General features: G+C 40.8%; 23 protein-coding genes. 19 read left to right on the plus strand and 4 right to left on the minus strand.

What is annotated here, in order from left to right:
• The 6 genes from N8O43_RS03600 to N8O43_RS03625 form a co-directional block, all read left to right on the plus strand.
• Positions 1-2,400 (plus strand): DUF1542 domain-containing protein (locus N8O43_RS03600; RefSeq protein WP_261089468.1); only part of this gene is annotated, 2,400 nt, incomplete at its 5' end.
• Between the two features lie 198 nt (positions 2,401-2,598).
• On the plus strand, positions 2,599-4,320 hold the full coding sequence (gene pabB / locus N8O43_RS03605; protein ID WP_261089469.1) for an aminodeoxychorismate synthase component I: 1,722 nt from the start codon (positions 2,599-2,601) through the stop codon (positions 4,318-4,320).
• On the plus strand, positions 4,321-4,938 hold the full coding sequence (locus N8O43_RS03610) for an alpha/beta fold hydrolase (protein WP_261089471.1): 618 nt from the start codon (positions 4,321-4,323) through the stop codon (positions 4,936-4,938).
• 49 nt (positions 4,939-4,987) lie between these two features.
• A complete protein-coding gene (locus N8O43_RS03615; protein ID WP_261089474.1) occupies positions 4,988-6,136 on the plus strand; it encodes an Ltp family lipoprotein in 1,149 nt (382 codons plus the stop codon).
• A gap of 126 nt (positions 6,137-6,262) precedes the next feature.
• The gene (locus N8O43_RS03620; protein WP_000078564.1) at positions 6,263-7,222 is read left to right on the plus strand and encodes an ROK family glucokinase; all 960 of its coding nucleotides are present in this window, start codon (positions 6,263-6,265) and stop codon (positions 7,220-7,222) included.
• A 95-nt stretch (positions 7,223-7,317) separates the two neighbouring features.
• A complete protein-coding gene (locus tag N8O43_RS03625; protein WP_261089476.1) occupies positions 7,318-8,157 on the plus strand; it encodes a thymidylate synthase in 840 nt (279 codons plus the stop codon).
• Here the strand turns inward: N8O43_RS03625 and N8O43_RS03630 are convergent.
• Together N8O43_RS03630 and N8O43_RS03635 are read right to left on the minus strand one after the other, a co-directional pair.
• Positions 8,154-8,390: a hypothetical protein gene (locus N8O43_RS03630; protein ID WP_261089477.1), complete on the minus strand. Its 237-nt coding sequence runs from the start codon at positions 8,388-8,390 to the stop codon at positions 8,154-8,156. The two genes, N8O43_RS03625 and N8O43_RS03630, sit on opposite strands and share 4 nt — an antisense overlap.
• Positions 8,391-8,449: 59 nt before the next feature.
• Positions 8,450-8,620, minus strand: a complete 171-nt coding sequence (locus tag N8O43_RS03635; protein ID WP_001051780.1) for a DUF3042 family protein — start codon at positions 8,618-8,620, stop codon at positions 8,450-8,452.
• A gap of 121 nt (positions 8,621-8,741) precedes the next feature.
• Between N8O43_RS03635 and miaA the strand changes: the two genes are divergently transcribed.
• From miaA to N8O43_RS03660, 5 genes are read left to right on the plus strand one after another with little or no spacing between them, the layout of a single operon-like run.
• Positions 8,742-9,626 carry a tRNA (adenosine(37)-N6)-dimethylallyltransferase MiaA gene (gene miaA / locus N8O43_RS03640; RefSeq protein ID WP_261051980.1) on the plus strand — a complete coding sequence of 295 codons (885 nt, stop codon included), beginning with the start codon at positions 8,742-8,744 and terminating at the stop codon, positions 9,624-9,626.
• The gene (hflX, locus tag N8O43_RS03645; RefSeq protein WP_261089478.1) at positions 9,619-10,857 is read left to right on the plus strand and encodes a GTPase HflX; all 1,239 of its coding nucleotides are present in this window, start codon (positions 9,619-9,621) and stop codon (positions 10,855-10,857) included. The genes miaA and hflX overlap by 8 nt, the downstream gene beginning before the upstream one ends.
• Positions 10,850-11,473, plus strand: coding sequence for a cystathionine beta-lyase (locus N8O43_RS03650; RefSeq protein ID WP_261089479.1), 624 nt, complete (start codon positions 10,850-10,852; stop codon positions 11,471-11,473). The genes hflX and N8O43_RS03650 overlap by 8 nt, the downstream gene beginning before the upstream one ends.
• A gap of 14 nt (positions 11,474-11,487) precedes the next feature.
• The gene (gene rnz, locus N8O43_RS03655; RefSeq protein ID WP_261051974.1) at positions 11,488-12,417 is read left to right on the plus strand and encodes a ribonuclease Z; all 930 of its coding nucleotides are present in this window, start codon (positions 11,488-11,490) and stop codon (positions 12,415-12,417) included.
• Between the two features lie 20 nt (positions 12,418-12,437).
• Positions 12,438-13,193, plus strand: a complete 756-nt coding sequence (locus N8O43_RS03660) for an SDR family NAD(P)-dependent oxidoreductase (RefSeq protein ID WP_261089480.1) — start codon at positions 12,438-12,440, stop codon at positions 13,191-13,193.
• A gap of 53 nt (positions 13,194-13,246) precedes the next feature.
• Here N8O43_RS03660 and N8O43_RS03665 read toward each other — a convergent pair whose 3' ends face one another.
• Positions 13,247-14,155 (minus strand): LysR family transcriptional regulator, encoded by a 909-nt coding sequence (locus N8O43_RS03665; protein WP_001222582.1) that lies wholly within the window; start codon positions 14,153-14,155, stop codon positions 13,247-13,249.
• 549 nt (positions 14,156-14,704) lie between these two features.
• Between N8O43_RS03665 and slmA the strand changes: the two genes are divergently transcribed.
• From slmA to N8O43_RS03690, 4 genes are all read left to right on the plus strand, one after another.
• Positions 14,705-14,881, plus strand: coding sequence for a salivaricin M family lantibiotic (gene slmA, locus N8O43_RS03675; RefSeq protein WP_261089482.1), 177 nt, complete (start codon positions 14,705-14,707; stop codon positions 14,879-14,881).
• Positions 14,882-14,910: 29 nt separating this feature from the next.
• Positions 14,911-15,018 carry a QVPTGV class sortase B protein-sorting domain-containing protein gene (locus tag N8O43_RS03680; RefSeq protein ID WP_004256158.1) on the plus strand — a complete coding sequence of 36 codons (108 nt, stop codon included), beginning with the start codon at positions 14,911-14,913 and terminating at the stop codon, positions 15,016-15,018.
• 131 nt (positions 15,019-15,149) lie between these two features.
• On the plus strand, positions 15,150-15,884 hold the full coding sequence (locus N8O43_RS03685; RefSeq protein WP_261089645.1) for an ABC transporter ATP-binding protein: 735 nt from the start codon (positions 15,150-15,152) through the stop codon (positions 15,882-15,884).
• 12 nt (positions 15,885-15,896) lie between these two features.
• Positions 15,897-17,912: an FtsX-like permease family protein gene (locus tag N8O43_RS03690; RefSeq protein ID WP_261089484.1), complete on the plus strand. Its 2,016-nt coding sequence runs from the start codon at positions 15,897-15,899 to the stop codon at positions 17,910-17,912.
• A 239-nt stretch (positions 17,913-18,151) separates the two neighbouring features.
• Here the strand turns inward: N8O43_RS03690 and N8O43_RS03695 are convergent, their stop codons facing one another.
• Positions 18,152-18,304 (minus strand): hypothetical protein, encoded by a 153-nt coding sequence (locus N8O43_RS03695; RefSeq protein WP_238395603.1) that lies wholly within the window; start codon positions 18,302-18,304, stop codon positions 18,152-18,154.
• A 534-nt stretch (positions 18,305-18,838) separates the two neighbouring features.
• Between N8O43_RS03695 and N8O43_RS03700 the strand changes: the two genes are divergently transcribed.
• Genes N8O43_RS03700 through N8O43_RS03715 form a run of 4 tightly spaced genes read left to right on the plus strand, consistent with a single transcriptional unit; the run spans position 18,839 to position 20,844 of the window.
• Positions 18,839-19,567: a sensor histidine kinase gene (locus N8O43_RS03700; RefSeq protein WP_239682357.1), complete on the plus strand. Its 729-nt coding sequence runs from the start codon at positions 18,839-18,841 to the stop codon at positions 19,565-19,567.
• Positions 19,548-20,144, plus strand: coding sequence for a response regulator transcription factor (locus N8O43_RS03705; RefSeq protein WP_261031307.1), 597 nt, complete (start codon positions 19,548-19,550; stop codon positions 20,142-20,144). The genes N8O43_RS03700 and N8O43_RS03705 overlap by 20 nt, the downstream gene beginning before the upstream one ends.
• 47 nt (positions 20,145-20,191) lie before the next feature.
• Entirely contained in the window at positions 20,192-20,461 is a 270-nt protein-coding gene (locus tag N8O43_RS03710) for a YqgQ family protein (protein ID WP_033689072.1), read from the plus strand.
• Positions 20,461-20,844 (plus strand): rhodanese-like domain-containing protein, encoded by a 384-nt coding sequence (locus tag N8O43_RS03715; RefSeq protein ID WP_050365443.1) that lies wholly within the window; start codon positions 20,461-20,463, stop codon positions 20,842-20,844. The genes N8O43_RS03710 and N8O43_RS03715 overlap by 1 nt, the downstream gene beginning before the upstream one ends.
• Positions 20,845-20,862 lie beyond the last annotated feature (18 nt).

A 20,862-nucleotide genomic window follows, 5' to 3' on the forward strand; every position in this document is an offset into this window, starting at 1 on the left:
CCAGAAGCTAAGAAAGTCATCGACGAAGTTCTCAAAGCTAAGACTGATGAAATCGACTCTCGTACAGACTTAACAGACGAAGAGAAAACTGCAGCCAAAGCAGACGCTAAAGCGACAGCAGATGTAGCGAAAAAAGCCATCGATAATGCGACAACAAATGTCGAAGTGGAGCAAGAAAAGACAACTGGAACAACATCAGTTGATTCAGTCAATCCAGACGCAGTAGCGAAGCCAGAAGCTAAGAAAGTCATCGACGAAGTTCTCAAAGCTAAGACTGATGAAATCGACTCTCGTACAGACTTAACAGATGAAGAGAAAACTGCGGCTAAGGCAGATGCTAAGAAAAAAGCTGATGCAGCGAAAGAAGCAATCGACAACGCTACGACAAATGATGCAGTAACTAAAGCTAAGACTGATGAAACAACAAGTGTAGACTCAGTAAATCCGACGCCAGTAGCTAAGCAAGCGGCTAAGCAAGCCATCGATGATGCATTGAAAGCTAAGAATGACGCAATTGATGCGAACAACGACCTAACAGCCGAAGAGAAAACTGCAGCGAAAGCAGATGCGAAAGCCAAAGCAGACTCAGCCAAACAAGCCATCGACAACGCGACAACAAACGCAGCGGTAGACCAAGCTAAAGCAGATGGAGCAACAAGTGTAGACTCAATAAATCCAACGCCAGTAGCGAAACCAGCAGCTAAGCAAGCCATCGACGATGCCCTTAAAGCTAAGAACGACGAGATAGATTCTCGTACAGACTTAACAGACGAAGAGAAAACTGCGGCTAAGGCAGACGCAAAAGCAGAAGCTGATGCAGCTAAGCAAGCAATCGACAACGCTACGACAAATGATGCAGTAACTAAAGCTAAGACTGATGGAACAACAAGTGTAGACTCAATAAATCCAATGCCAGTAGCGAAACTAGCGGCAAAGAAAGTCATCGATGAAGCGCTTAAAGCTAAGAATGCCGAAATCGATGCTCGCACAGACTTAACAGACGAAGAGAAAACTGTGGCTAAGATAGACGCAAAAGCGAAAGCAGATGAAGCGAAAACAGCAATCGATAACGCAACAACAAATGCTGAAGTAGACCAAGCTAAGGAAAATGGAACAACAGAAGTAACTTCAGTAAATCCAGAATCAGTAGCGAAGACAGAAGCTAAGAAAGCAATAGATGATTCCCTAAAAGCTAAGAACGATGAGATCGATGCTCGTACAGATTTAACGGATGAAGAGAAAACTGCAGCTAAGGTAGATGCTAAGAGAAAAGCAGATGCAGCGAAAGGGGCAATTGACAACGCGACAACAAATACCGAAGTCGATCAAGGTAAGTCAATTGGTATAGCAGAAGTCATCTCAGTCAATCCAGAAGCAGTAGCGAAGGCAGAAGCTAAGCAAGCCATTGATGAAGCTCTTAAAGATAAGAATGCCGAGATAGATTCTCGTACAGACTTAACAGATGAAGAAAAAACTGCGGCTAAGGAAGATGCAAAAGCCAAAGCTGATGCGGCAAAACAAGCAATCGACAATGCGACAAAGAATGCCGAAGTAGCTCAAGCTAAGGTTGATGGAGCAACATCAGTAGCATCAGTAAATCCAATAGCACAAGCTAAACCAGCAGCTAAGCAAGCCATCGACGATGCGCTGAAAGCTAAGAACGACGAGATTGACGCTAATAATGACTTAACAGAGGAAGAGAAAACTGCGACTAAGGCAGACGCGAAAGCAAAAGCTGATGTAGCAAAAGACTCAATCGATAACGCAACAACAAATGCCGAAGTAGCTCAAGGTAAGTCAACTGGAATAACAGCGGTAACTTCAGTCAATCCAGCAGCAGTAGCGAAGACAGCAGCGAAGCAAGCAATAGATAATGCCCTAAAAGCTAAGAACGATGAGATTGATGCTCGCACAGACTTAACAGATGAAGAGAAAACTGTGGCTAAGGCAGACGCGAAAGCAAAAGCTGATGCAGCAAAAGACTCAATCGATAATGCGACAACAAATGAAGAAGTCACTCAAGCTAAGATAACTGGAATCGCAGAAGTCACTTCAGTCGATCCAATCGCACAAATTAGACCGGCTGTTAGAGCAAGTGTTGGAGTTCATGTAGACTCAGTCAATCCAATTTCTAAAGCAAAACAACATGCAAAACAAGCAATAGACCAGGTAGTGAAAGCTGAAGAAACCAAAGCTAGAGTGAAAAAGAGTGTAGCATCCGCTATCTCCCAACTTGAAAATGAGAATCAGCAAGTAGCTGCTAATCAGCGTGTAGTGGCCAGAGAATTACCAAATACAGGTACAACAGAATCAATAACAGCAATGCTTGCAGCAGCAGGAAGTGCGATACTTGGTTTTGGTCTTATTATTCATCGTCGAAAAGAAGATGAAGAAGACTAATTAGAAAATTAGCAACCATTTCTAAAAGTCGCAACTCCTCTTTTGGGCTAAGTGCGTAATGTTATTTTTAAAACTCTCCTAGAGCAAAATAGCTACTAGGAGAGTTTTTTTTCTAATCAGAAGATATGTGATGAGACTAAAGCCTGTTTTATCAGCTTTGCGGATGAGGGTTTTCTTATTTTATGCTATACTTGAAATATGCATAGAAAAACAGTGATTGATTTTAGGGCTTTGGGAGAGAGATACACCTTTACCCAGCCCATTAAAGAGTTGAAAACGAGAAATGTAGCAGAAGTGGCAGATTTGCTGGCACAAGTGGAAAGCTACCAAGAGCAAGGCTATTATGTGGTGGGCTATGTCAGCTACGAGGCTGCACCTGCTTTTGAGGAGAAATTAGCAGTTCATAAAGCGCCTTTACTGGCAGAGTACCTGCTATATTTTACAGTTCATGATAGGGTAGAAACATCCTCTATTCCTCTGATTTATGACGAGGTTGATTTGCCTTCAAATTGGCAGGAAGTCACGTCTGCAGCAGACTATGAAAAGGCGATTGCCCAGATTCATCATCATTTGCGGCAGGGAGACACCTATCAGGTCAACTACACCGTCCAACTCAAGCAAAAATTAAGTTCCAATCCTTTTGCCATCTACAATCGTATGGTGGTAGAGCAGGAGGCGGGCTACAATGCCTATGTTGAACATGACGAGATGGCAGTGATTTCCATGAGCCCAGAGCTCTTTTTTGAGCAAAATGACCGCGAGTTGATAACGCGACCGATGAAGGGAACGACTCAGCGGGGAGTGACTGACCAAGAAGACTTGGGGCAGGCCAGTTGGTTGGAACAGGACCCCAAAAATCGCTCTGAAAACATGATGATTGTGGACCTCTTGCGCAATGATATGAATCGTATTTCTGAGGTGGGGAGTGAGCATGTGGAGCGTCTGTGTCAGGTAGAACAGTATTCGACTGTCTGGCAGATGACTTCAACCATCAAGAGTCAGTTGCGAGAGAACGTTGACCTTGTTGAAATATTGCGTTCTCTCTTTCCTTGCGGTTCCATAACGGGAGCACCGAAAATTGCGACTATGGAGATTATAAAGGACTTGGAGCCACAACCGCGTGGAGTTTACTGCGGAACGATTGGTCTCTTGCTTCCAAATGGGCGCCGGATTTTCAATGTTGCCATTCGGACCATTCAACTGCATCAAGGGAAAGCCATCTATGGAGTTGGTGGTGGCATTACATGGGATAGCACTTGGGAATCTGAATATCGAGAGGTTCATCAAAAGGCAGCTGTTCTCTATCGTAAACAAGTTCGCTTCCAATTAATTACAACTGGAAAAATCAGCCAAAAACAACTGATGTTTGAAGAAGAACATCTGGAAAGGCTGAGAAAAGCGAGTCGGTATTTTGCCTTTCCATTTGATTCAGAAAACTTGAAACAAAAGATAGAGGCAGAGTGTCAAGCTTGTGATGATAATCAAGATTACCGCTTGCGTATTTCTCTCAGCAAATCTGGAGAGATAGAACTCAGTCGTCAAATCTTAACACCCCTTAGTCCAAGTTTTTGTCAGGCCAAACTTTACCTTCAGGAAGCGGATTTACAGCAAGCTTTTACCTATTTTAAAACGACTCATAGACCACATTTGACAGTGGGAAATCAGGAAATCATCTATCACACTGCTGCTGGAGAATTTCTTGAAACCTCTATAGGAAATTTGGTTCTGAAAATTTCTGGGAAACTCTACACACCACCTATCAAACTTGGTATCTTACCCGGAATTTATCGTCAGTATTTACTAGAAACAGGACAAGTAAAAGAGAAAGTCTTGACCATAGAAGATTTGAAGGGAGCAGAAGCTATCTATGGTTGTAATGCAGTCAGGGGCTTGTATGAGTTGTCAGTAAGGGAGAACTAAATGAAATTAATATTTTTACATGGCCTAGGTCAGTCAGCAGATAGTTGGAAAGAAGTGCAAGAGTTGCTTGTAGATTATCCTTCTGAAGCCCTAGAGTTATTTCCTTCCGGAGTTGCTACCTATCAAGAAGCTAAGGAGCGCATTTATCAGCACTTGTCAGAGGAGACAGAACCTTTTGTCCTAATCGGTTTGTCCTTAGGAGCTGCACTTGCATTAGAGCTGTCAAGTTACGATTTACCAAATCTTCAGGCCTTGGTTTTGTCAGGCTGTCCATTGAAACTAGCTGGCAATATCCCTTTTTACATTCAGTTGCTGATATTTAAACTACTCCCCAAAAGGACATTTGAAAAACAGGGGGCAGATAAGGCTCTTATGGTTGGGATTTCCGAAGAATTAAAAACACTTGATTTAAGGGAGATTGCAAAGACTTGCCCCTATCCAACCTTGCTAATTTGTGGTAGCAAAGATAAACCGAATCTTAGTTCTATGAGAAGTCTTCACAAACTAATATCAAAATCCCAATTTCAGATTATCCCAGGTGGCCCTCATGTCTTGAATAAGGAAAAACCAAAGGAGTTTGTAGAAAAGACCAGAAGTTTCCTTGAATTGCTGAAATAAGTTTGATAAAATAATAGTGAAATCGATATCATAATTATGGGAGAAAGAAATGAACAAACGTCTATTTTTTAAAATGAGTCTGGCTACCTTGCCAGTTTTAGCCTTGTTTTCACAACCTGTGTTAGCAGAAGAAAACATCCATTTTTCTAGTTGTAAAGAGGCTTGGGCGAATGGATACGCGGATATTCATGAGGGGGATTCTGGTTATTCTGCCAAGTTAGACCGCGATCATGATGGTGTGGCTTGTGAATTGAAAAATGCCCCAAAAGGTGCTTTCAAAGCAAAGCAATCAACTTCGGCTCAAAACAATACAAGTTCAGCAACAACAAGTGGCTGGGTTAAGCAGGATGGTGCATGGTATTATTTTGATGGAAATGGAAATCCAGTAAAAAATGCATGGCAGGGAAGCTATTATCTGAAAGCGGATGGTAGAATGGCACAGAGCGAATGGATTTATGATGCTTCCTATCAAGCTTGGTATTATTTGAAATCAGATGGTTCTTATGCTTATAGTACATGGCAAGGAAATTACTATTTGAAATCAGATGGCAAAATGGCTATCAATGAATGGGTTTATGATGCTACTTACCAAGCTTGGTATTATCTAAAATCAGATGGTTCTTATGTTTATAGTGCATGGCAAGGAAATTACTATTTGAAATCAGATGGTAAAATGGCTATCAATGAATGGGTTTATGATGCCACCTATCAAGCTTGGTATTATTTGACATCAGATGGATCTTATGCTTACAGCACGTGGCAAGGGAATTACTATTTGAAATCAGATGGTAAAATGGCTGTCAATGAATGGGTTGATGGTGGACGTTATTATGTTGGTGCTGACGGAGTTTGGAAGGAGAGTCAAGCGAGTACAAGTTCTTCTTCTAGTGATGATAGCAATAGTGAATATTCTGCTGCTTTAGGAAAGGCAAAAAGTTATAATTCGTTATTCCATATGTCAAAAAAACGTATGTATAGTCAATTAACTTCTGATTTCGATAAATTTTCAAATGATGCAGCTCAATATGCAATTGATCATCTAAAAGCTGATTATAAATATAATGCGTTGTTTAATGCTAAGAACTATAGAAAATTATTTAATATGTCTAAATCTGGTCTTTTCAATCAATTGACCTCTTTTGCAGATGGCTTTACAGAAGAGGAAGCTCAATATGCAATTGATCATTTAGATGATTAACAGATACTGTTAGGCGAAAAAATTCCTTATAATTCATTCACGCAAACCTTTGCATGATTAACTAAATTTTGTTATACTAGTACTGTAAGCATTTTCAATTACTGCAAAATAAAAAAGGAGAATATGATGAGTCAAAAGATTATTGGGATTGACCTTGGTGGAACTTCTATCAAATTTGCAATCTTAACAACAGCAGGAGAAATCCAAGAAAAATGGTCTATCAAGACTAATATTTTGGATGAGGGAAGTCATATCGTTGATGATATGATTGAGTCTATTCAACATCGTTTGGACTTGCTTGGATTAGTAGCAGCAGACTTCCAAGGTATTGGAATGGGGTCACCAGGTGTGGTTGACCGTGAAAAAGGAACTGTTATTGGTGCCTACAACCTCAACTGGAAAACCCTTCAACCAATTAAAGAGAAAATTGAAAAAGCCTTGGGCATTCCATTCTTCATCGATAATGATGCCAACGTGGCAGCTCTTGGTGAGCGCTGGATGGGTGCTGGTGATAACCAACCAGACGTTGTCTTTATGACACTTGGTACTGGTGTTGGTGGCGGTATCGTCGCTGAGGGCAAATTGCTTCATGGTGTTGCTGGTGCAGCAGGTGAGCTTGGCCACATCACTGTTGACTTTGACCAACCAATCGCATGTACCTGTGGTAAGAAAGGTTGCCTTGAGACAGTTGCTTCAGCAACAGGTATTGTCAACTTGACTCGTCGCTATGCCGATGAATACGAAGGCGATGCAGCCTTGAAACGCTTGATTGATAACGGAGAAGAAGTAACTGCTAAGACTGTCTTTGATCTTGCAAAAGAAGGAGACGACCTTGCTTTGATCGTTTACCGTAACTTCTCACGTTACTTGGGAATCGCTTGTGCCAACATCGGTTCAATCCTAAACCCATCAACAATCGTCATCGGTGGTGGTGTATCAGCTGCAGGAGAATTCCTTCTACAAGGTGTTCAAAAAGTCTATGATGAAAATACCTTCCCACAAGTACGCACATCAACAAAATTGGCTCTTGCAACTCTAGGAAATGACGCTGGAGTTATCGGAGCAGCATCACTTGTATTGCAATAAAATAAAAAAGGAGAAAATTGCTTTCTAGAAGCGAGTGATTTTCCTCCTTTCTTTTTTTATGCTATACTAGTTAGGACAATAAATGAGGTGAGAGAATGACAAAAGCAGATACGATTTTTAAAGAAAATATTGAACGAATCCTCAAAGACGGTGTCTTTTCTGAGCAGGCCCGTCCCAAGTACAAGGATGGGACTGTTGCCAACTCCAAGTATGTAACGGGTGCATTTGCCGAGTATGACTTGGCCAAGGGGGAATTCCCCATCACAACCTTGCGTCCTATTGCTATCAAATCCGCCATCAAGGAAGTGCTCTGGATTTACCAAGACCAGTCCAATAGCCTAGAGGTACTTAATGATAAGTACAATGTTCACTACTGGAATGACTGGGAAGTGGGAGATACAGGAACCATCGGTGAGCGCTATGGTGCCGTTGTTAAGAAACACGATATCATCAATAAGATTCTCAAGCAGTTGGAAGCCAACCCTTGGAACCGCCGCAATATCATTTCGCTCTGGGATTACCAAGCTTTCGAAGAAACAGATGGGTTGCTCCCATGCGCCTTTCAGACCATGTTTGATGTCCGCCGTGTAGATGGAGCAATCTACCTGGATGCGACCTTGACCCAGCGTTCTAACGATATGCTAGTGGCCCACCACATCAATGCTATGCAGTATGTGGCTTTGCAGATGATGATTGCCAAACATTTTGGCTGGAAGGTTGGTAAGTTCTTCTACTTTATCAATAATCTACATATCTATGACAATCAATTTGAACAAGCTCAGGAATTGCTCCGTCGTGAGCCGTCAAACTGCCAACCACGTTTGGTTTTAAATGTGCCAGATAAGACCAATTTCTTTGATATCAAAGCAGAAGATTTTGAGTTGGTAGATTATGACCCGGTCAAGCCGCAGTTGAAGTTTGACCTAGCTATTTAATACTCTTCGAAAATCTCTTCAAACCACGTCAGCGTCGCCTTACCGTAGGTATGGTTACTGACTTCGTCAGTTCTATCCACAACCTCAAAACAGTGTTTTGAGCTGACTTCGTCAGTCTTATCCACAACCTCAAAACAGTATTTTGAGCTGACTTCGTCAGTCTTATCTACAACCTCAAAACAGTGCTTTGAGCAACCTGCGGCTAGTTTCCTAGTTTGCTCTTTGATTTTCATTGAGTATAAAAGAATAGAAAAAAGAAGTTGAGACAATGAATCCCAACTTCTTTTGTTTCTTAACGTGATACGCGGCGGCGAGCTGCTTTTTTACGGTTTTCTTCGATGAAAGCTGCTTTTTGCTCTTCTGGTTCGATCACTTTCTTTTTAAATGCGTATACTGCACCTGCAACTGCAGCGACAGTTCCTGCGACACCTGTTACAAGACCTTTAGCGAATCCTTTAGCCATGAGTCTTCCTCCTTTATCTTCTTAATCAGCCAGCCCCCCTCAAGAGGTCACATTTTTCTGACTGACCTTTTTGTGTTATAATAATAGTAACGAAAAAATGGGAATTTTTCAAGGAAAAAAGATGAAAACAAAAATAATTGTGATTGTTGGACCGACTGCAGTTGGAAAAACAGCCCTTGCCATCGAAGTTGCAAAGCGTTTTAATGGCGAAGTGGTTAGTGGAGATAGCCAGCAAGTCTATCGAGGACTTGATATTGGGACGGCCAAGGCTAGCCCAGAGGAGCAAGCGGCTGTTCCTCATCATTTGATTGATGTTAGAGAGGTAACCGAGTCTTACTCGGCTTTTGATTTTGTTTCAGAAGCCAAGATGGCTATTGAGGATATTCACAGCCGTGGCAAGCTAGCCATTATTGCTGGTGGGACTGGACTTTATATCCAGAGCTTGCTAGAAGGTTATCACCTGGGTGGGGAGACTCCCCATGCAGAGATTTTGGCCTATCGGGCTAGTTTGGAGCCTTATACAGATGAGGAATTAGCTCATTTGGTGGAGCAAGCAGGTCTTGAAATTCCCCAATTTAATCGTCGTCGTGCTATGCGTGCCTTGGAAATTGCCCATTTTGGTCAGGATTTGGAAAATCAAGAGACCTTGTATGAACCATTGATTATCTGCTTGGATGATGAACGTAGTCAATTATATGAACGTATCAATCACCGAGTGGACCTGATGTTTGAAGCTGGACTTCTAGACGAAGCCAAGTGGTTGTTTGACCATTATCCAGATGTGCAGGCTGCTAAAGGAATTGGCTATAAGGAACTCTTTCCTTACTTCCGTGGAGAGCAGACCTTGGAGGAAGCCAGTGAGAGTCTCAAACAGGCGACTCGTCGTTTTGCCAAGCGTCAGCTAACTTGGTTCCGTAATCGCATGCAGGTCACCTTTTATCAGATTGGAGAAGCTGGTGTACAAGACCGAATTTTAAGCCAGATAGAGGAGTTTTTAGATGATTGAAACGGAGAAAAAAGAGGAGCGGGTCCTGCTCATTGGTGTGGAATTGCAGGGCATGGACAATTTTGACCTCTCCATGGAAGAATTGGCCAGTCTAGCTAAGACAGCTGGGGCAGTCGTTGTAGATAGCTACAGACAAAAACGTGAAAAATATGATTCTAAGACCTTCGTCGGCTCTGGTAAGTTGGAAGAGATTGCGCTCATGGTGGATGCAGAAGAAATCACCACTGTCATCGTCAACAACCGCCTGACGCCAAGGCAAAATGTCAATTTAGAAGAAGTTCTGGGTGTCAAGGTCATTGACCGTATGCAGTTGATTTTGGATATCTTTGCCATGCGAGCTCGAAGCCATGAAGGGAAGCTCCAAGTCCACCTAGCCCAGCTCAAATATCTCTTGCCTCGCTTGGTTGGTCAGGGAATTATGCTCAGCCGTCAGGCAGGGGGAATTGGTTCCCGTGGACCTGGTGAAAGCCAGTTGGAGCTGAACCGTCGTAGCGTTCGCAATCAAATCACGGATATCGAGCGCCAGCTCAAGGTGGTTGAGAAAAATCGGGCGACTGTCAGAGAAAAACGTTTGGAGTCAAGCACCTTTAAGATTGGTTTGATTGGTTATACCAATGCTGGGAAGTCAACTATCATGAACACCTTGACCAGTAAGACCCAGTATGAGGCTGACGAGCTATTTGCGACTTTGGATGCGACAACTAAGAGTATCCATCTGGGAGGGAATCTCCAAGTGACCTTGACTGATACCGTTGGATTTATCCAAGACTTGCCGACAGAGTTAGTGTCCAGTTTTAAGTCAACCTTGGAGGAAAGCAAGCATGTAGACCTTTTGGTTCATGTTATCGATGCCAGCAATCCTTACCATGAGGAACATGAAAAAACGGTTCTGTCCATCATGAAAGACCTGGACATGGAAGATATTCCTCGCCTGACCCTTTATAATAAAGCGGATTTGGTGGAGGATTTCACGCCTACCCAAACGCCTTATGCCCTCATTTCTGCCAAGTCTGAGGATAGTCGTGAGAACTTGCAGGCACTATTTTTAGAGAAAATCAAGGATATTTTTGAATCCTTTACCCTGCGCGTTCCTTTTTCAAAGTCCTACAAGATTCATGATTTAGAAAGTGTTGCGATTCTTGAAGAACGTGATTATCAAGATGACGGAGAAGTCATTACAGGCTACATTTCTAAGAAAAATAAATGGAGGTTAGAGGAATTTTATGACTGATATTAAAACGTTGGCTCTAAAATATGGGGGCTATACAAGTCTGGACAAGGTCTATCTGGATCAGCTTCTAGCTGGCAAGACAGAGCAGGAGCAGTTGGCACTTATCACACCTCCGCCCAGCGTTGTCAATGCTTATTTTGCAGAACTCTACCAGAAAAAGAGTCCTGAAGCAGCGACTGAGTATTTTGCAGAACTCAGTCAAGAACTGAATCTTTACAATACTGAGCCGAGTTTCACCCTAGAAAATAAGCCTTTTATTCGTCTTAATCTGTCTGGTAAATCCTTTGGTTTTTGTTATGAGAGTGAGGGACTGGGTCGAATTTTCTCTGAAAATGAAGAGAAAATTTCAGCTGACTTGCTCTTTGAGATTGCGCAAATTTTCCCCCATCAACTGGTCTTTGAAGAGTCTGGTAAGATTTACATGAAGTCTGTCGGGGACGAGGAAGTTGTTAGCGTGGAAAATCTTACAGCTTTGACTGATTTGGAAAATTTGGCTGATGGTCGCAAACGTCTAAAAGGCTACAGTCAAGAGGAGTTATTACAGGAAGCTACTGCTTTTTCTGGCAAGCGCTATTTCCGATCGGAAAACCGCACAGCCATGTTATATATTGATTAATTAGAAAGTATCGAATGGATATTCAATTTTTAGGAACGGGGGCAGGTCAGCCCTCTAAAGCCCGCAATGTCTCCAGTCTCGCCCTGAAACTCTTGGACGAGATTAACGAAGTCTGGCTCTTTGACTGTGGAGAAGGTACGCAAAATCGCATTCTGGAAACGACAATTCGACCACGTAAGGTCAGCAAAATCTTTATCACCCATCTACATGGAGACCACATTTTTGGCCTGCCAGGTTTCCTTTCTAGCCGTGCCTTTCAAGCCAATGAAGAGCAGACAGATTTGGAAATCTATGGACCGCAAGGGATTAAGTCATTTGTCTTAACCAGCCTTCGTGTGTCAGGTTCGCGCCTGCCTTACCGTATTCATTTTCATGAGTTTGACCAAGATTCTCTAGGAAAAATCCTTGAGACCGATAAATTCGCGGTGTATGCAGAGGAGCTGGACCACACTATTTTCTGTGTTGGCTATCGTGTTATCCAAAAGGATCTAGAAGGAACGCTGGATGCTGAAAAACTCAAGGCTGCTGGTGTCCCATTTGGCCCACTTTTTGGGAAAATCAAAAACGGTCAGGATGTTGTTTTGGAAGATGGAACTGAAATCAAGGCAGCAGACTATATCTCAGCTCCACGTCCAGGTAAAATTATCACTATTTTAGGAGACACTCGAAAAACGGATGCCAGTGTGCGTCTGGCTGTCAATGCCGATGTCCTAGTTCATGAGTCCACTTATGGCAAGGGTGATGAAAAAATTGCTCGTAACCATGGCCACTCTACTAACATGCAAGCTGCGCAAGTAGCGGTAGAAGCAGGTGCCAAACGCCTCTTGCTCAACCATATCAGTGCCCGTTTCCTCTCAAAAGATATCAGCAAGCTCAAAAAAGATGCTGCTAGTGTTTTTGAAAATGTCCATGTGGTCAAAGACTTGGAAGAAGTGGAAATCTAGCAGTCACAGAAAGGAACAGTATGTCTACTATTCTCATTACAGGAGCTAGCGGTGGCCTAGCACAAGAGATGGTCAAACTCTTGCCAAATGACCAACTTATCTTGCTTGGTCGAAATAAGGAAAAATTAGCCCAACTCTACGGAAACCATCCCCATGCAGAATTGATGGAAATCGATATTACCGATGATTCAGCCTTAGAAACTCTGCTAGCAGACCTCTATCTCCGCTATGGAAAGATTGATGTTTTGATAAACAACGCTGGTTACGGGATCTTTGAGGAATTTGACCAGATTTCTGACCAAGATATTCACCAGATGTTTGAGGTCAATACCTTTGCCCTGATGAATCTATCTCGACGCCTTGCGGCACATATGAAAGAGAGTCGAAAAGGCCATATCATCAATATTGTTAGCATGGCAGGTTTGATTGCTACTGGCAAGTCTAGTCTCTACTCAGCGACCAAGTTTGCGGCTATTGGATTTTCAAATGCCCTACGATTAGAACTCATGCTTTATGGTGTCTATGTGACAACGGTTAATCCAGGCCCTATCCGAACAGCATTTTTTGACCAAGCAGATCCAGATGGTGTCTATCTCCAGTCAGTCGAACGCTTTCTTCTAGAACCAGATGCAGTGGCTAAAAAGATTGTCAAGATTATAGGAAAAAACAAACGCGAACTCAATCTCCCAATCTTGCTGAACCTAGCCCATAAGTTTTATACTCTCTTTCCCAAGCTAGCTGATAAGTTTGCAGGGGAAACTTTTAATTATAAGTAAAAAGAACCAATGTGCAGGTTGTTGCTAGCCTACATATTGGTTCTTATCATTTCTCAACTATCAAACTGGACTTCTTCTAGGAGATAGTCGATAAAGCGTTCGCCCATCTTAGATAGGCTGGTTTTTTCATGCTGGATATAGACCAGCTCAATTGGGTCATCAATGTCCAGTGGGATAGAAACAATATTGTCTCCGTTGAGGTTGCTGTTCAAAATCCCTGTTGCGATCGTGTATCCATCCAGACCAATCAAGAGGTTAAAGAGGGTGGCACGGTCGCTGACTACGATAGATTTTTTGTGGTATTCCTGCGAGAGAATCTCTTCAGAGAAGTAGAAGGAGTTGTGAGTTCCTTGATCATAGCTGAGGTAAGGGAAGTTTTCCAAATCAGATAGTTTGACCTTGTCTTTCTTTGCCAGAGGATTGGTCTTGCTGACAAAGATATGCGGTTGGGCGGTAAAGAGATGATGAGCCAGCAGGTGGTTGTCATCCAGCATTTTGGTTAAAACATCACGGTTGTAGCTGTTAAAAAATAGGACACCGACCTCACTACGGAAGTTCTTGACGTCGTCGATAATCTCCCAAGTACGAGTTTCACGAAGGAAGAGCTCGTATTTCTCCATATCACTTTTCTTGAGCAGAGAGACAAAGGCATTGACCACAAAGGCATAATGCTGGGAGGAAACGCTAAAGAGTTCGCGGTGGGCGACAGGATTTTTATAGCGTTCTTCCAAAAGCTGGGTCTGCTCGACAACCTGACGGGCATAAGAGAGAAACTCCATCCCATCACGAGTCAAGGTGATACCCTTGGGATTGCGGATAAAGATTTCAATGCCCATTTCATTTTCCAAATCTCTCACAGCATTGGAAAGACTTGGCTGAGTGATAAAGAGTTGCTTGGCTGCCTCATTCATGGAGCCAGTTTCGACGATTTTGATAATATAATGTAATTGTTGAATTCTCATGTTTTTATTGTACCACACTTGCGTCAGAATCGCCAAAGAAGATAGGAAAATCAGTAGCATTGTGTGAGTCTCTGTAAAGTAGTTAAGAAGAAACTTCTAAATCATAGTAAATAAGTTAAAAAAGTAGCTGAGCAAGATATTATTCAGCTGTTTTTAATTGGGAAATATGAAAATTTTACTCGAAAATAAGAAACTTGCACGATTTACTCATTACTTATCCAGTACTAGAGTTTATACTAGTTATTGTAAAGATGATCATCTAAAAGAAGGAAGGAGGCAACCTTATGGCTAAAAATACAAGTCGTCCAGAGATTGATTCTCTAAGTTTCGAGGTTGAAAACCAAGAACTTTTTGGGAAATCAGGAGCTAGTGGTACATAGCTTTTAAAATGACACTAGCAGGTCGCTGTGGATTGTGTTTCACCTGTTCCTATGAGTGTACGACAAATAGTGTTCGTTGTTAGATAAAACGAAAGGAAAATTATAGTGTTTTATTACAAAACATTGACAACATTTTGATTTGGTGTTATATTTACGGGGAGAAATACTAATGAAACAAGACAATTTTGAGATTGATTCTTTGGATTATGAAATTAATAGCCAAGAGTTGAATGGAAAATCTGCTGCAGGGTGGCGTACGGCTGTTAGATTAACAGCACAGGGGCGCTGTGCTTGGTGGTTTGCATATTCTTATGAATGTATTTCGTCAAACGTGCGCTGTGAATAAAACTCTCTATTTTTTGACAGGAGGATAAAATGGAAGGAATTATTGGAACACTAGAATTCTATGCACCTGTACTGGTCTTAGGAGTTGTTGTCATAGGGATTGTTTACTTTATGAAAAAAAGAAACGATCGCAAATAATCAACATTGACCGATACCTGAAAAAGGCATCGGTTTTTTTATTACTTGAATATATTGCACAAAATACTCATGCCAAACATTGAAAGAAACCGTATAATAAGAGAGTAATAAAGAAACGGAGGAATGAAATGATGAAACAGCTTATTGTAACAGGATTAACGAAAACATTTGGTCAAGGGGATAATATCGTTCATGCTTTATTAGATGTGAACTTGTCCGTTGAAAAAGGTGAATTTCTGGCAATTATGGGTGCCAGTGGTAGTGGAAAAACAACACTCCTCAACTGTATTTCAACGATTGATAAACCAACGTCAGGTGAGATTCGATTTGAAGATTTTGACATCATCCATGCCAAGGAAAATGAACTAGCTGACTATCGTGCTAAAAACATTTCCTATATTTTCCAAGCCTACAACTTGGTGGAAACCTTGACGGTCTATGAAAATATTGTTCTACCTCTTCAAATTCAGGGGAAAAATATCAAAAAACATCAGGATAAGATTGAGGAAATTTTGGATAAGTTGGCCATACAAAACTTAAAAGATAAGTTTCCTAATCAGTTATCAGGTGGTCAGCGACAACGCGTGGCAACTGCTAGAGCCTTGATTGATGATTCTAAACTGATTATTGCAGATGAGCCGACAGGAGCCTTGGACTCTGCCAATTCTGAAAAACTGATGGCACTTTTGCAGGAAATCAATAAAAGTTTTGGTATTACCATTTTACTGGTTACGCATGACCCTGCCGCAGCCAAGTATTCCTCACGGATGGTGCTACTTAGTGATGGAAAGATTATGGATGATTTGAAACGTAACAGCTTATCTAATGAACAGTATTTGCAAGAGATTTACAGCCGTACCAGATAGGAGGGGGAGAGTATGTATCCAAAATTGATTTTACGAAATGTATTTCGAAATTTACAGACCTATACCATCTATTTTTTCAGTCTGACCTTGATTTATAGCTTGCTCTACGCTTTTAATGCTTTACCAAGCCATCCAGTGATGCAAAGTTTATCAGGAGCAAAGGAAACGTTGACGACGGTGATGAGCCAGTACATGGGCTTGCTTTCCTATCTGATTCTATCAGCGATTGCCTTTCTTATCGTTTATTCCACAAACTTTGTCTTGGGACGGCGCAAGAAAGAGCTGGGACTTTATGCAACGCTGGGAATGAAGAAGAAGCAGATTATCCGTACCCTGTTCTTTGAAACCATGCTGGTCAATATCTTTTCCTTGATTCTAGGTTTCTTGCTTGGAGTGATCTTACTGGTCATTCTAGCTAAGATTGCATCTGAGTTTTTCATGGCTAATTACTTTGGTAATCTGGTTTTCTTTGATAGCAAGTCTGTCATCTTACTAGTTTATTCCTATTTGGTAACCAGTTTTATTGTTGGTGTCATGGACATTCTTACCTTTAGAAAGCAAAATATCATTGCACTCATTCAAGAAAATGGGGTCAAAAAATCTGTCTTAGCAAAAGGCAAGCCAGTTCTTCAAGCACTTCTCTTTATTCTTTCGACAGCTGTTATCGGTTTTGGTGCTCTCTATTTTTCAGACTATCACCATCTATCACTCTTGAAAAGTTGGGGTATCTTGCTGGTATCTGTCTTCGTGATTTTTGTGATTTTATTTTACAATACCTTGAGCTATTTTATCTTGGTTTCCTTTAGAAAACTGCCTCAAACCTACTATAACAAACTAAACACTTTTAAAATCCGTCAATTTTCAAAACAAGCTGATAGTAATTCGGTCACGTTGGCTGTCTTATCCTTGACCTTGACACTGGCTCTCAGCTTACTCGTTTTTAGTGGTAGTGCCTATACGACTATGAACCGAGAGCTGAACAAATACTCACCTTATGATGTAACTGTCAATCTCTACCGTGGTAAAGAGTTTCAATTTTCTCAGGAATCTGTCAAAGACAGATTGAAAGCCGATGGCTTTGACTTTAACCTCATCAAAGAGGAGTACAGCTGTCCTATCTATTCTAGTGATTTAACTTATAAAGATTTGATTGATACTAGTAATCTCTGGGAGCATGATAAGAAACTTCCTGAATCAAAAGTACCGATTTTAGGAATTTCTGCCTACAATCATCTCCGCAAACTGCAAGGGAAAAAAGCGGTTGACTTGGCAGAAGACCAATTTCTAGTCAATGCCAATTATAAAGGAACTGCCAAGCAGATCCAGGACTTTCTATCAACGACCAAAACCTTCATGATTAACGGTCATTCTCTCAACCTTGCCTCTTCAAAGCCACTTGAAACAGTTTACTTTTTATCTTCAGTAACTACAAATGACTCAGGAACCTTGATTGTACCAGATAAGGTAGTAGTTGGATTGACGGAAGACCACACGACCTATGTTGCCAATTTCAAGGAAAATATAGACAAACGGGAAGTAGAAACATTCTTGAGTCAGTGGATTGAAAAATACTACTTCACTCGTGATGGAGCAGAGTTGAATTCGTTCGTCTATCAAACCAAAGGAAGAATTTTTGAGATTTATCTTGGATTTATGGGAGTCATTGTCTTTGTCATGATTTTTGTTAGTGTTATTTTTATCATTATTTCCCTCAGTATCTTGTCTCTTCAAACTTCTACAAGTGCTTTGGATAGTGTTAATGATTATCAAATCATATATCTTCTTGGGAACAAGAGAAAGCAAAATCGCTCTATTCTTTTGCAACAGATTCTAAGTTATTTCTTGGTTCCGCTGGTCATCGCAGGTCCGCTAGCATTTGCCTTGAGTACCGCTCTTTTGGGCTATTTTGAGAATTTCGCTAATACCAGCATTTCTATTGATATCACCTATCTGGGAGTAGCGGTTTTACTCTTTGTTCTTTACTTGCTAGTAACTTACAGAGTAAGTTGGCAAATTATTGAAACTTAAGTCAAATACCAGAGTTGCCTATCCGACAATTCTGGTATTGTGTTATAATGATATTAAAGTAGTTCAGGAAGTGGATACATATGAAACAGTTTGTCAAATCGCTCTCGAAAAACTCACTTTTATTGTGGTGGTTGACGATTTTTAATCATCTAGCTTTAATGATTTATATTTATTATAGGATTCCTCTGGACTTTTCGACAGATTTTTCCTTGCAGATGGTTTTATTGCTGATTATTGCTTTAATTGTATTTAGCTATATTTGTAATATTGTGACCTTTCGGTATAGTGAGTTGAAACTCTGGTTGCTCCTGATGATGTTTCTCATTAGCTGGCAATCCATATTTAATCAAGGAGTTGCGAGCACCCTGTTGCACTTTTTTGATATTCTTCATCCGCTCAACTCTTTTTTATTGGTGTATAGTTCTCTGTCTATTATCTTTCTGGGAGAGAAAATAGGAGAAGAACTGTTGAGTGTGTCCTTTGTGTTGACACTAATCACTATTAGTTCGTATCTGTTAAGTCCTTCAATTTTTCTATTTCTGTCCTTGTTTGCGTCTTTCTTTTTAAACCTTGTTCCCTTGATTTTACTGATTTTATATTATAAAGAGTTGAAAAGTAAACTCAAGTATCAGAGACGAAATTTGTGGATATTAGCTTTGATATTGCCTCTTTCTTATTTCTTTTTGTATATCAATACGAGGGGCGCAGGAGTGATGAACCTAGTCTGGTATCTAGAAATTCTTGGTATCTTAGCTTTTTTACACTTCAAAACGATTGTCAACTCTCTTCAAAAAAGGGTATCAGAGTTGAAATTGTCCTATATAAAAGCTTTTTCACACTTGTTTTTACTGGTTCTGTTTTTGTTAGTAGGTATTTTCATCATCTTTCGTCTCGATTTAAACACGAGCTTTTTGGTCTTGAATATCATGTTACTATTGTTCGGGATTTGTTCGGAAGAATTGATTCGCCTCTTTCGTTCTGCTGAAATGCTAGATGCTAGGGATTATGTAAAAGTTCTCTTTTTAAAGCGTAATCGTATGGTGAAAAGTCTGCTGGCAAATGAAGACACAGAACAACAGTTCTCCGAATTTCTTCACAATGAAATCCTGCAAAATGTGATGGCGATAAAAAATTTCAATAAATATAGTAGCAATCAAGCTTTTGGTGAACAGATCAATCTGGTGACAGAGGAGTTGGTTCAGCGGATTCGTGAGCGGATGGATTATTATCAGCCAATGGTAGAAACAGACGAGCAGTTAGACATCCAGTATCAAGGGCTGATTAATCGGATTGTCAAGCGCTATCACGCAGAAAATGAAGTCGTCACACAGTTTCCTGCCCACTTTAGGCTTTTATCTCCTTACGATAAAATTGCCTATCGTCTGGTTGAGGAGTTGGCGACCAATGCCGTTAAGTACGCTAGTGGTGGAACGATTTCTTTGAAGATTGATGTGCATGATGACACTATTTTTATCATTTCTGAAAATGACTGCCTTCAAACAGAAAAATCCTTAGGTTATGGCTTGAAAAATATGTCTAATAAAATTAGTGTTTTAGGTGGTCAAATGCAGATTTTTGAAAATAATAAGAGATTTCGTGTAGAAATTACTCTCCCGATTGATAAGGAGTTGTGTTATGAAAATTTTGTTAATTGATGATCATAAATTATTTAGCCAAAGTATCAAGATGATTTTAGAGTTATCGGAAAACATTAAAAAGGTCCAGTTAGTAGATAATTTTTCGACTATTTCGGAGATTGCTTTTAATGACTACGACATTATTTTGATTGATATCAACCTGACGAGTCTGTATCAAGATGATGGGCTGACCTTGGCACAAGAGATTATCGACAATGGTTGTTCTAGTAAGGTTGTGATTTTGACGGGATACAGCAAAAAGATGTATGAACACCGAGCTAAAGTTATGGGGGCTTATGGCTTTCTGGACAAAAGTATGGACCCAGATGAGTTGGTGAAAAAACTGGAAAAGATTCATCTAGGTGGTAAGGTCTTTTCAGATGAAGTGATGGTAGAGGTGCTAACACCACGAGAAATCGAGATACTAGAATTGGTTAGAAATGGCTTGACCATTGATGATGTCTGTGACAAGGTCTATGTGAGTAAACGTACAGTTTCCAATCACTTGGCCAATATCTTTTCAAAATTGGGAGTGACTAACAGGCAGGAGGCGATTCACATCGCTGAGCAGTTGGGATATTTCCCACCAGATTAAAAAGTTGCAGAAGATGCAGCTTTTTTAATTTCTGTGCTACTTCTTGTGTGAGTCTCTTCTTGAAAAAAACACAAAAATTTGCTAGAATGAGTCTTATGAAAACATTCTATGATGTGCAGCAATTCCTCAAACGATTTGGTATTATTGTTTATATGGGAAAACGCTTATATGATATTGAACTGATGAAGTTGGAACTCTCTCGGATTTACGATGCAGGGTTGATGGATAAACTAGACTATCTAGAAGCAGAAGCGGTTCTACGCAGAGAGCACAAGGTAGAATTGGATTATATTGAGAAAAATGGAGAAAAGAACTAATGGTTACTTGGATTTTGTGGGCACTTATACTAGCAATGTTGGCGTGGATGGGTTTTAACTATCTTCGTATTCGCCGTGCGGCTAAAATTGTGGACAATGAGGAGTTTGAATCCTTGATTCGTACGGGTCAATTGATTGATTTGCGCGACCCAGCAGAATTCCACAGAAAACATATTCTTGGGGCTCGCAATATTCCTTCAAGTCAGTTGAAGACTAGTCTTGCAGCCCTTCGTAAGGATAAACCTGTTCTTCTTTACGAAAACCAACGTGCGCAACGAGTTACAAATGCAGCCCTTTACTTGAAAAAACAAGGTTTTTCTGAGATTTATATCCTTTCTTATGGCTTGGATTCTTGGAAAGGGAAAGTCAAAGTTGAGAAATAAGAAAACGAGCTTGGATGT

This window comes from Streptococcus mitis (genome assembly GCF_946190335.1).
Classification (GTDB): domain Bacteria; phylum Bacillota; class Bacilli; order Lactobacillales; family Streptococcaceae; genus Streptococcus; species Streptococcus mitis_CH.

What these genes read in the sequence shown, in the direction of transcription:
- N8O43_RS03615 (WP_261089474.1), top strand. Translation starts at nt 4,988, where the DNA reads ATGAACAAACGTCTATTTTTTAAAATGAGTCTGGCTACCTTGCCAGTT.
- miaA (WP_261051980.1), top strand. Translation starts at nt 8,742, where the DNA reads ATGAAAACAAAAATAATTGTGATTGTTGGACCGACTGCAGTTGGAAAA.
- N8O43_RS03695 (WP_238395603.1), bottom strand. Translation starts at nt 18,304, where the DNA reads ATGAAGAATATCAAAAAAGTGCAACAGGGTGCTCGCAACTCCTTGATT.
- slmA (WP_261089482.1), top strand. Translation starts at nt 14,705, where the DNA reads ATGAAACAAGACAATTTTGAGATTGATTCTTTGGATTATGAAATTAAT.
- N8O43_RS03690 (WP_261089484.1), top strand. Translation starts at nt 15,897, where the DNA reads ATGTATCCAAAATTGATTTTACGAAATGTATTTCGAAATTTACAGACC.
- N8O43_RS03625 (WP_261089476.1), top strand. Translation starts at nt 7,318, where the DNA reads ATGACAAAAGCAGATACGATTTTTAAAGAAAATATTGAACGAATCCTC.
- N8O43_RS03700 (WP_239682357.1), top strand. Translation starts at nt 18,839, where the DNA reads ATGTTACTATTGTTCGGGATTTGTTCGGAAGAATTGATTCGCCTCTTT.
- N8O43_RS03685 (WP_261089645.1), top strand. Translation starts at nt 15,150, where the DNA reads ATGAAACAGCTTATTGTAACAGGATTAACGAAAACATTTGGTCAAGGG.
- hflX (WP_261089478.1), top strand. Translation starts at nt 9,619, where the DNA reads ATGATTGAAACGGAGAAAAAAGAGGAGCGGGTCCTGCTCATTGGTGTG.
- N8O43_RS03630 (WP_261089477.1), bottom strand. Translation starts at nt 8,390, where the DNA reads ATGAAAATCAAAGAGCAAACTAGGAAACTAGCCGCAGGTTGCTCAAAG.
- N8O43_RS03620 (WP_000078564.1), top strand. Translation starts at nt 6,263, where the DNA reads ATGAGTCAAAAGATTATTGGGATTGACCTTGGTGGAACTTCTATCAAA.
- N8O43_RS03715 (WP_050365443.1), top strand. Translation starts at nt 20,461, where the DNA reads ATGGTTACTTGGATTTTGTGGGCACTTATACTAGCAATGTTGGCGTGG.
- N8O43_RS03660 (WP_261089480.1), top strand. Translation starts at nt 12,438, where the DNA reads ATGTCTACTATTCTCATTACAGGAGCTAGCGGTGGCCTAGCACAAGAG.
- N8O43_RS03680 (WP_004256158.1), top strand. Translation starts at nt 14,911, where the DNA reads ATGGAAGGAATTATTGGAACACTAGAATTCTATGCACCTGTACTGGTC.
- rnz (WP_261051974.1), top strand. Translation starts at nt 11,488, where the DNA reads ATGGATATTCAATTTTTAGGAACGGGGGCAGGTCAGCCCTCTAAAGCC.
- N8O43_RS03610 (WP_261089471.1), top strand. Translation starts at nt 4,321, where the DNA reads ATGAAATTAATATTTTTACATGGCCTAGGTCAGTCAGCAGATAGTTGG.
- pabB (WP_261089469.1), top strand. Translation starts at nt 2,599, where the DNA reads ATGCATAGAAAAACAGTGATTGATTTTAGGGCTTTGGGAGAGAGATAC.
- N8O43_RS03705 (WP_261031307.1), top strand. Translation starts at nt 19,548, where the DNA reads ATGAAAATTTTGTTAATTGATGATCATAAATTATTTAGCCAAAGTATC.
- N8O43_RS03665 (WP_001222582.1), bottom strand. Translation starts at nt 14,155, where the DNA reads ATGAGAATTCAACAATTACATTATATTATCAAAATCGTCGAAACTGGC.
- N8O43_RS03650 (WP_261089479.1), top strand. Translation starts at nt 10,850, where the DNA reads ATGACTGATATTAAAACGTTGGCTCTAAAATATGGGGGCTATACAAGT.
- N8O43_RS03635 (WP_001051780.1), bottom strand. Translation starts at nt 8,620, where the DNA reads ATGGCTAAAGGATTCGCTAAAGGTCTTGTAACAGGTGTCGCAGGAACT.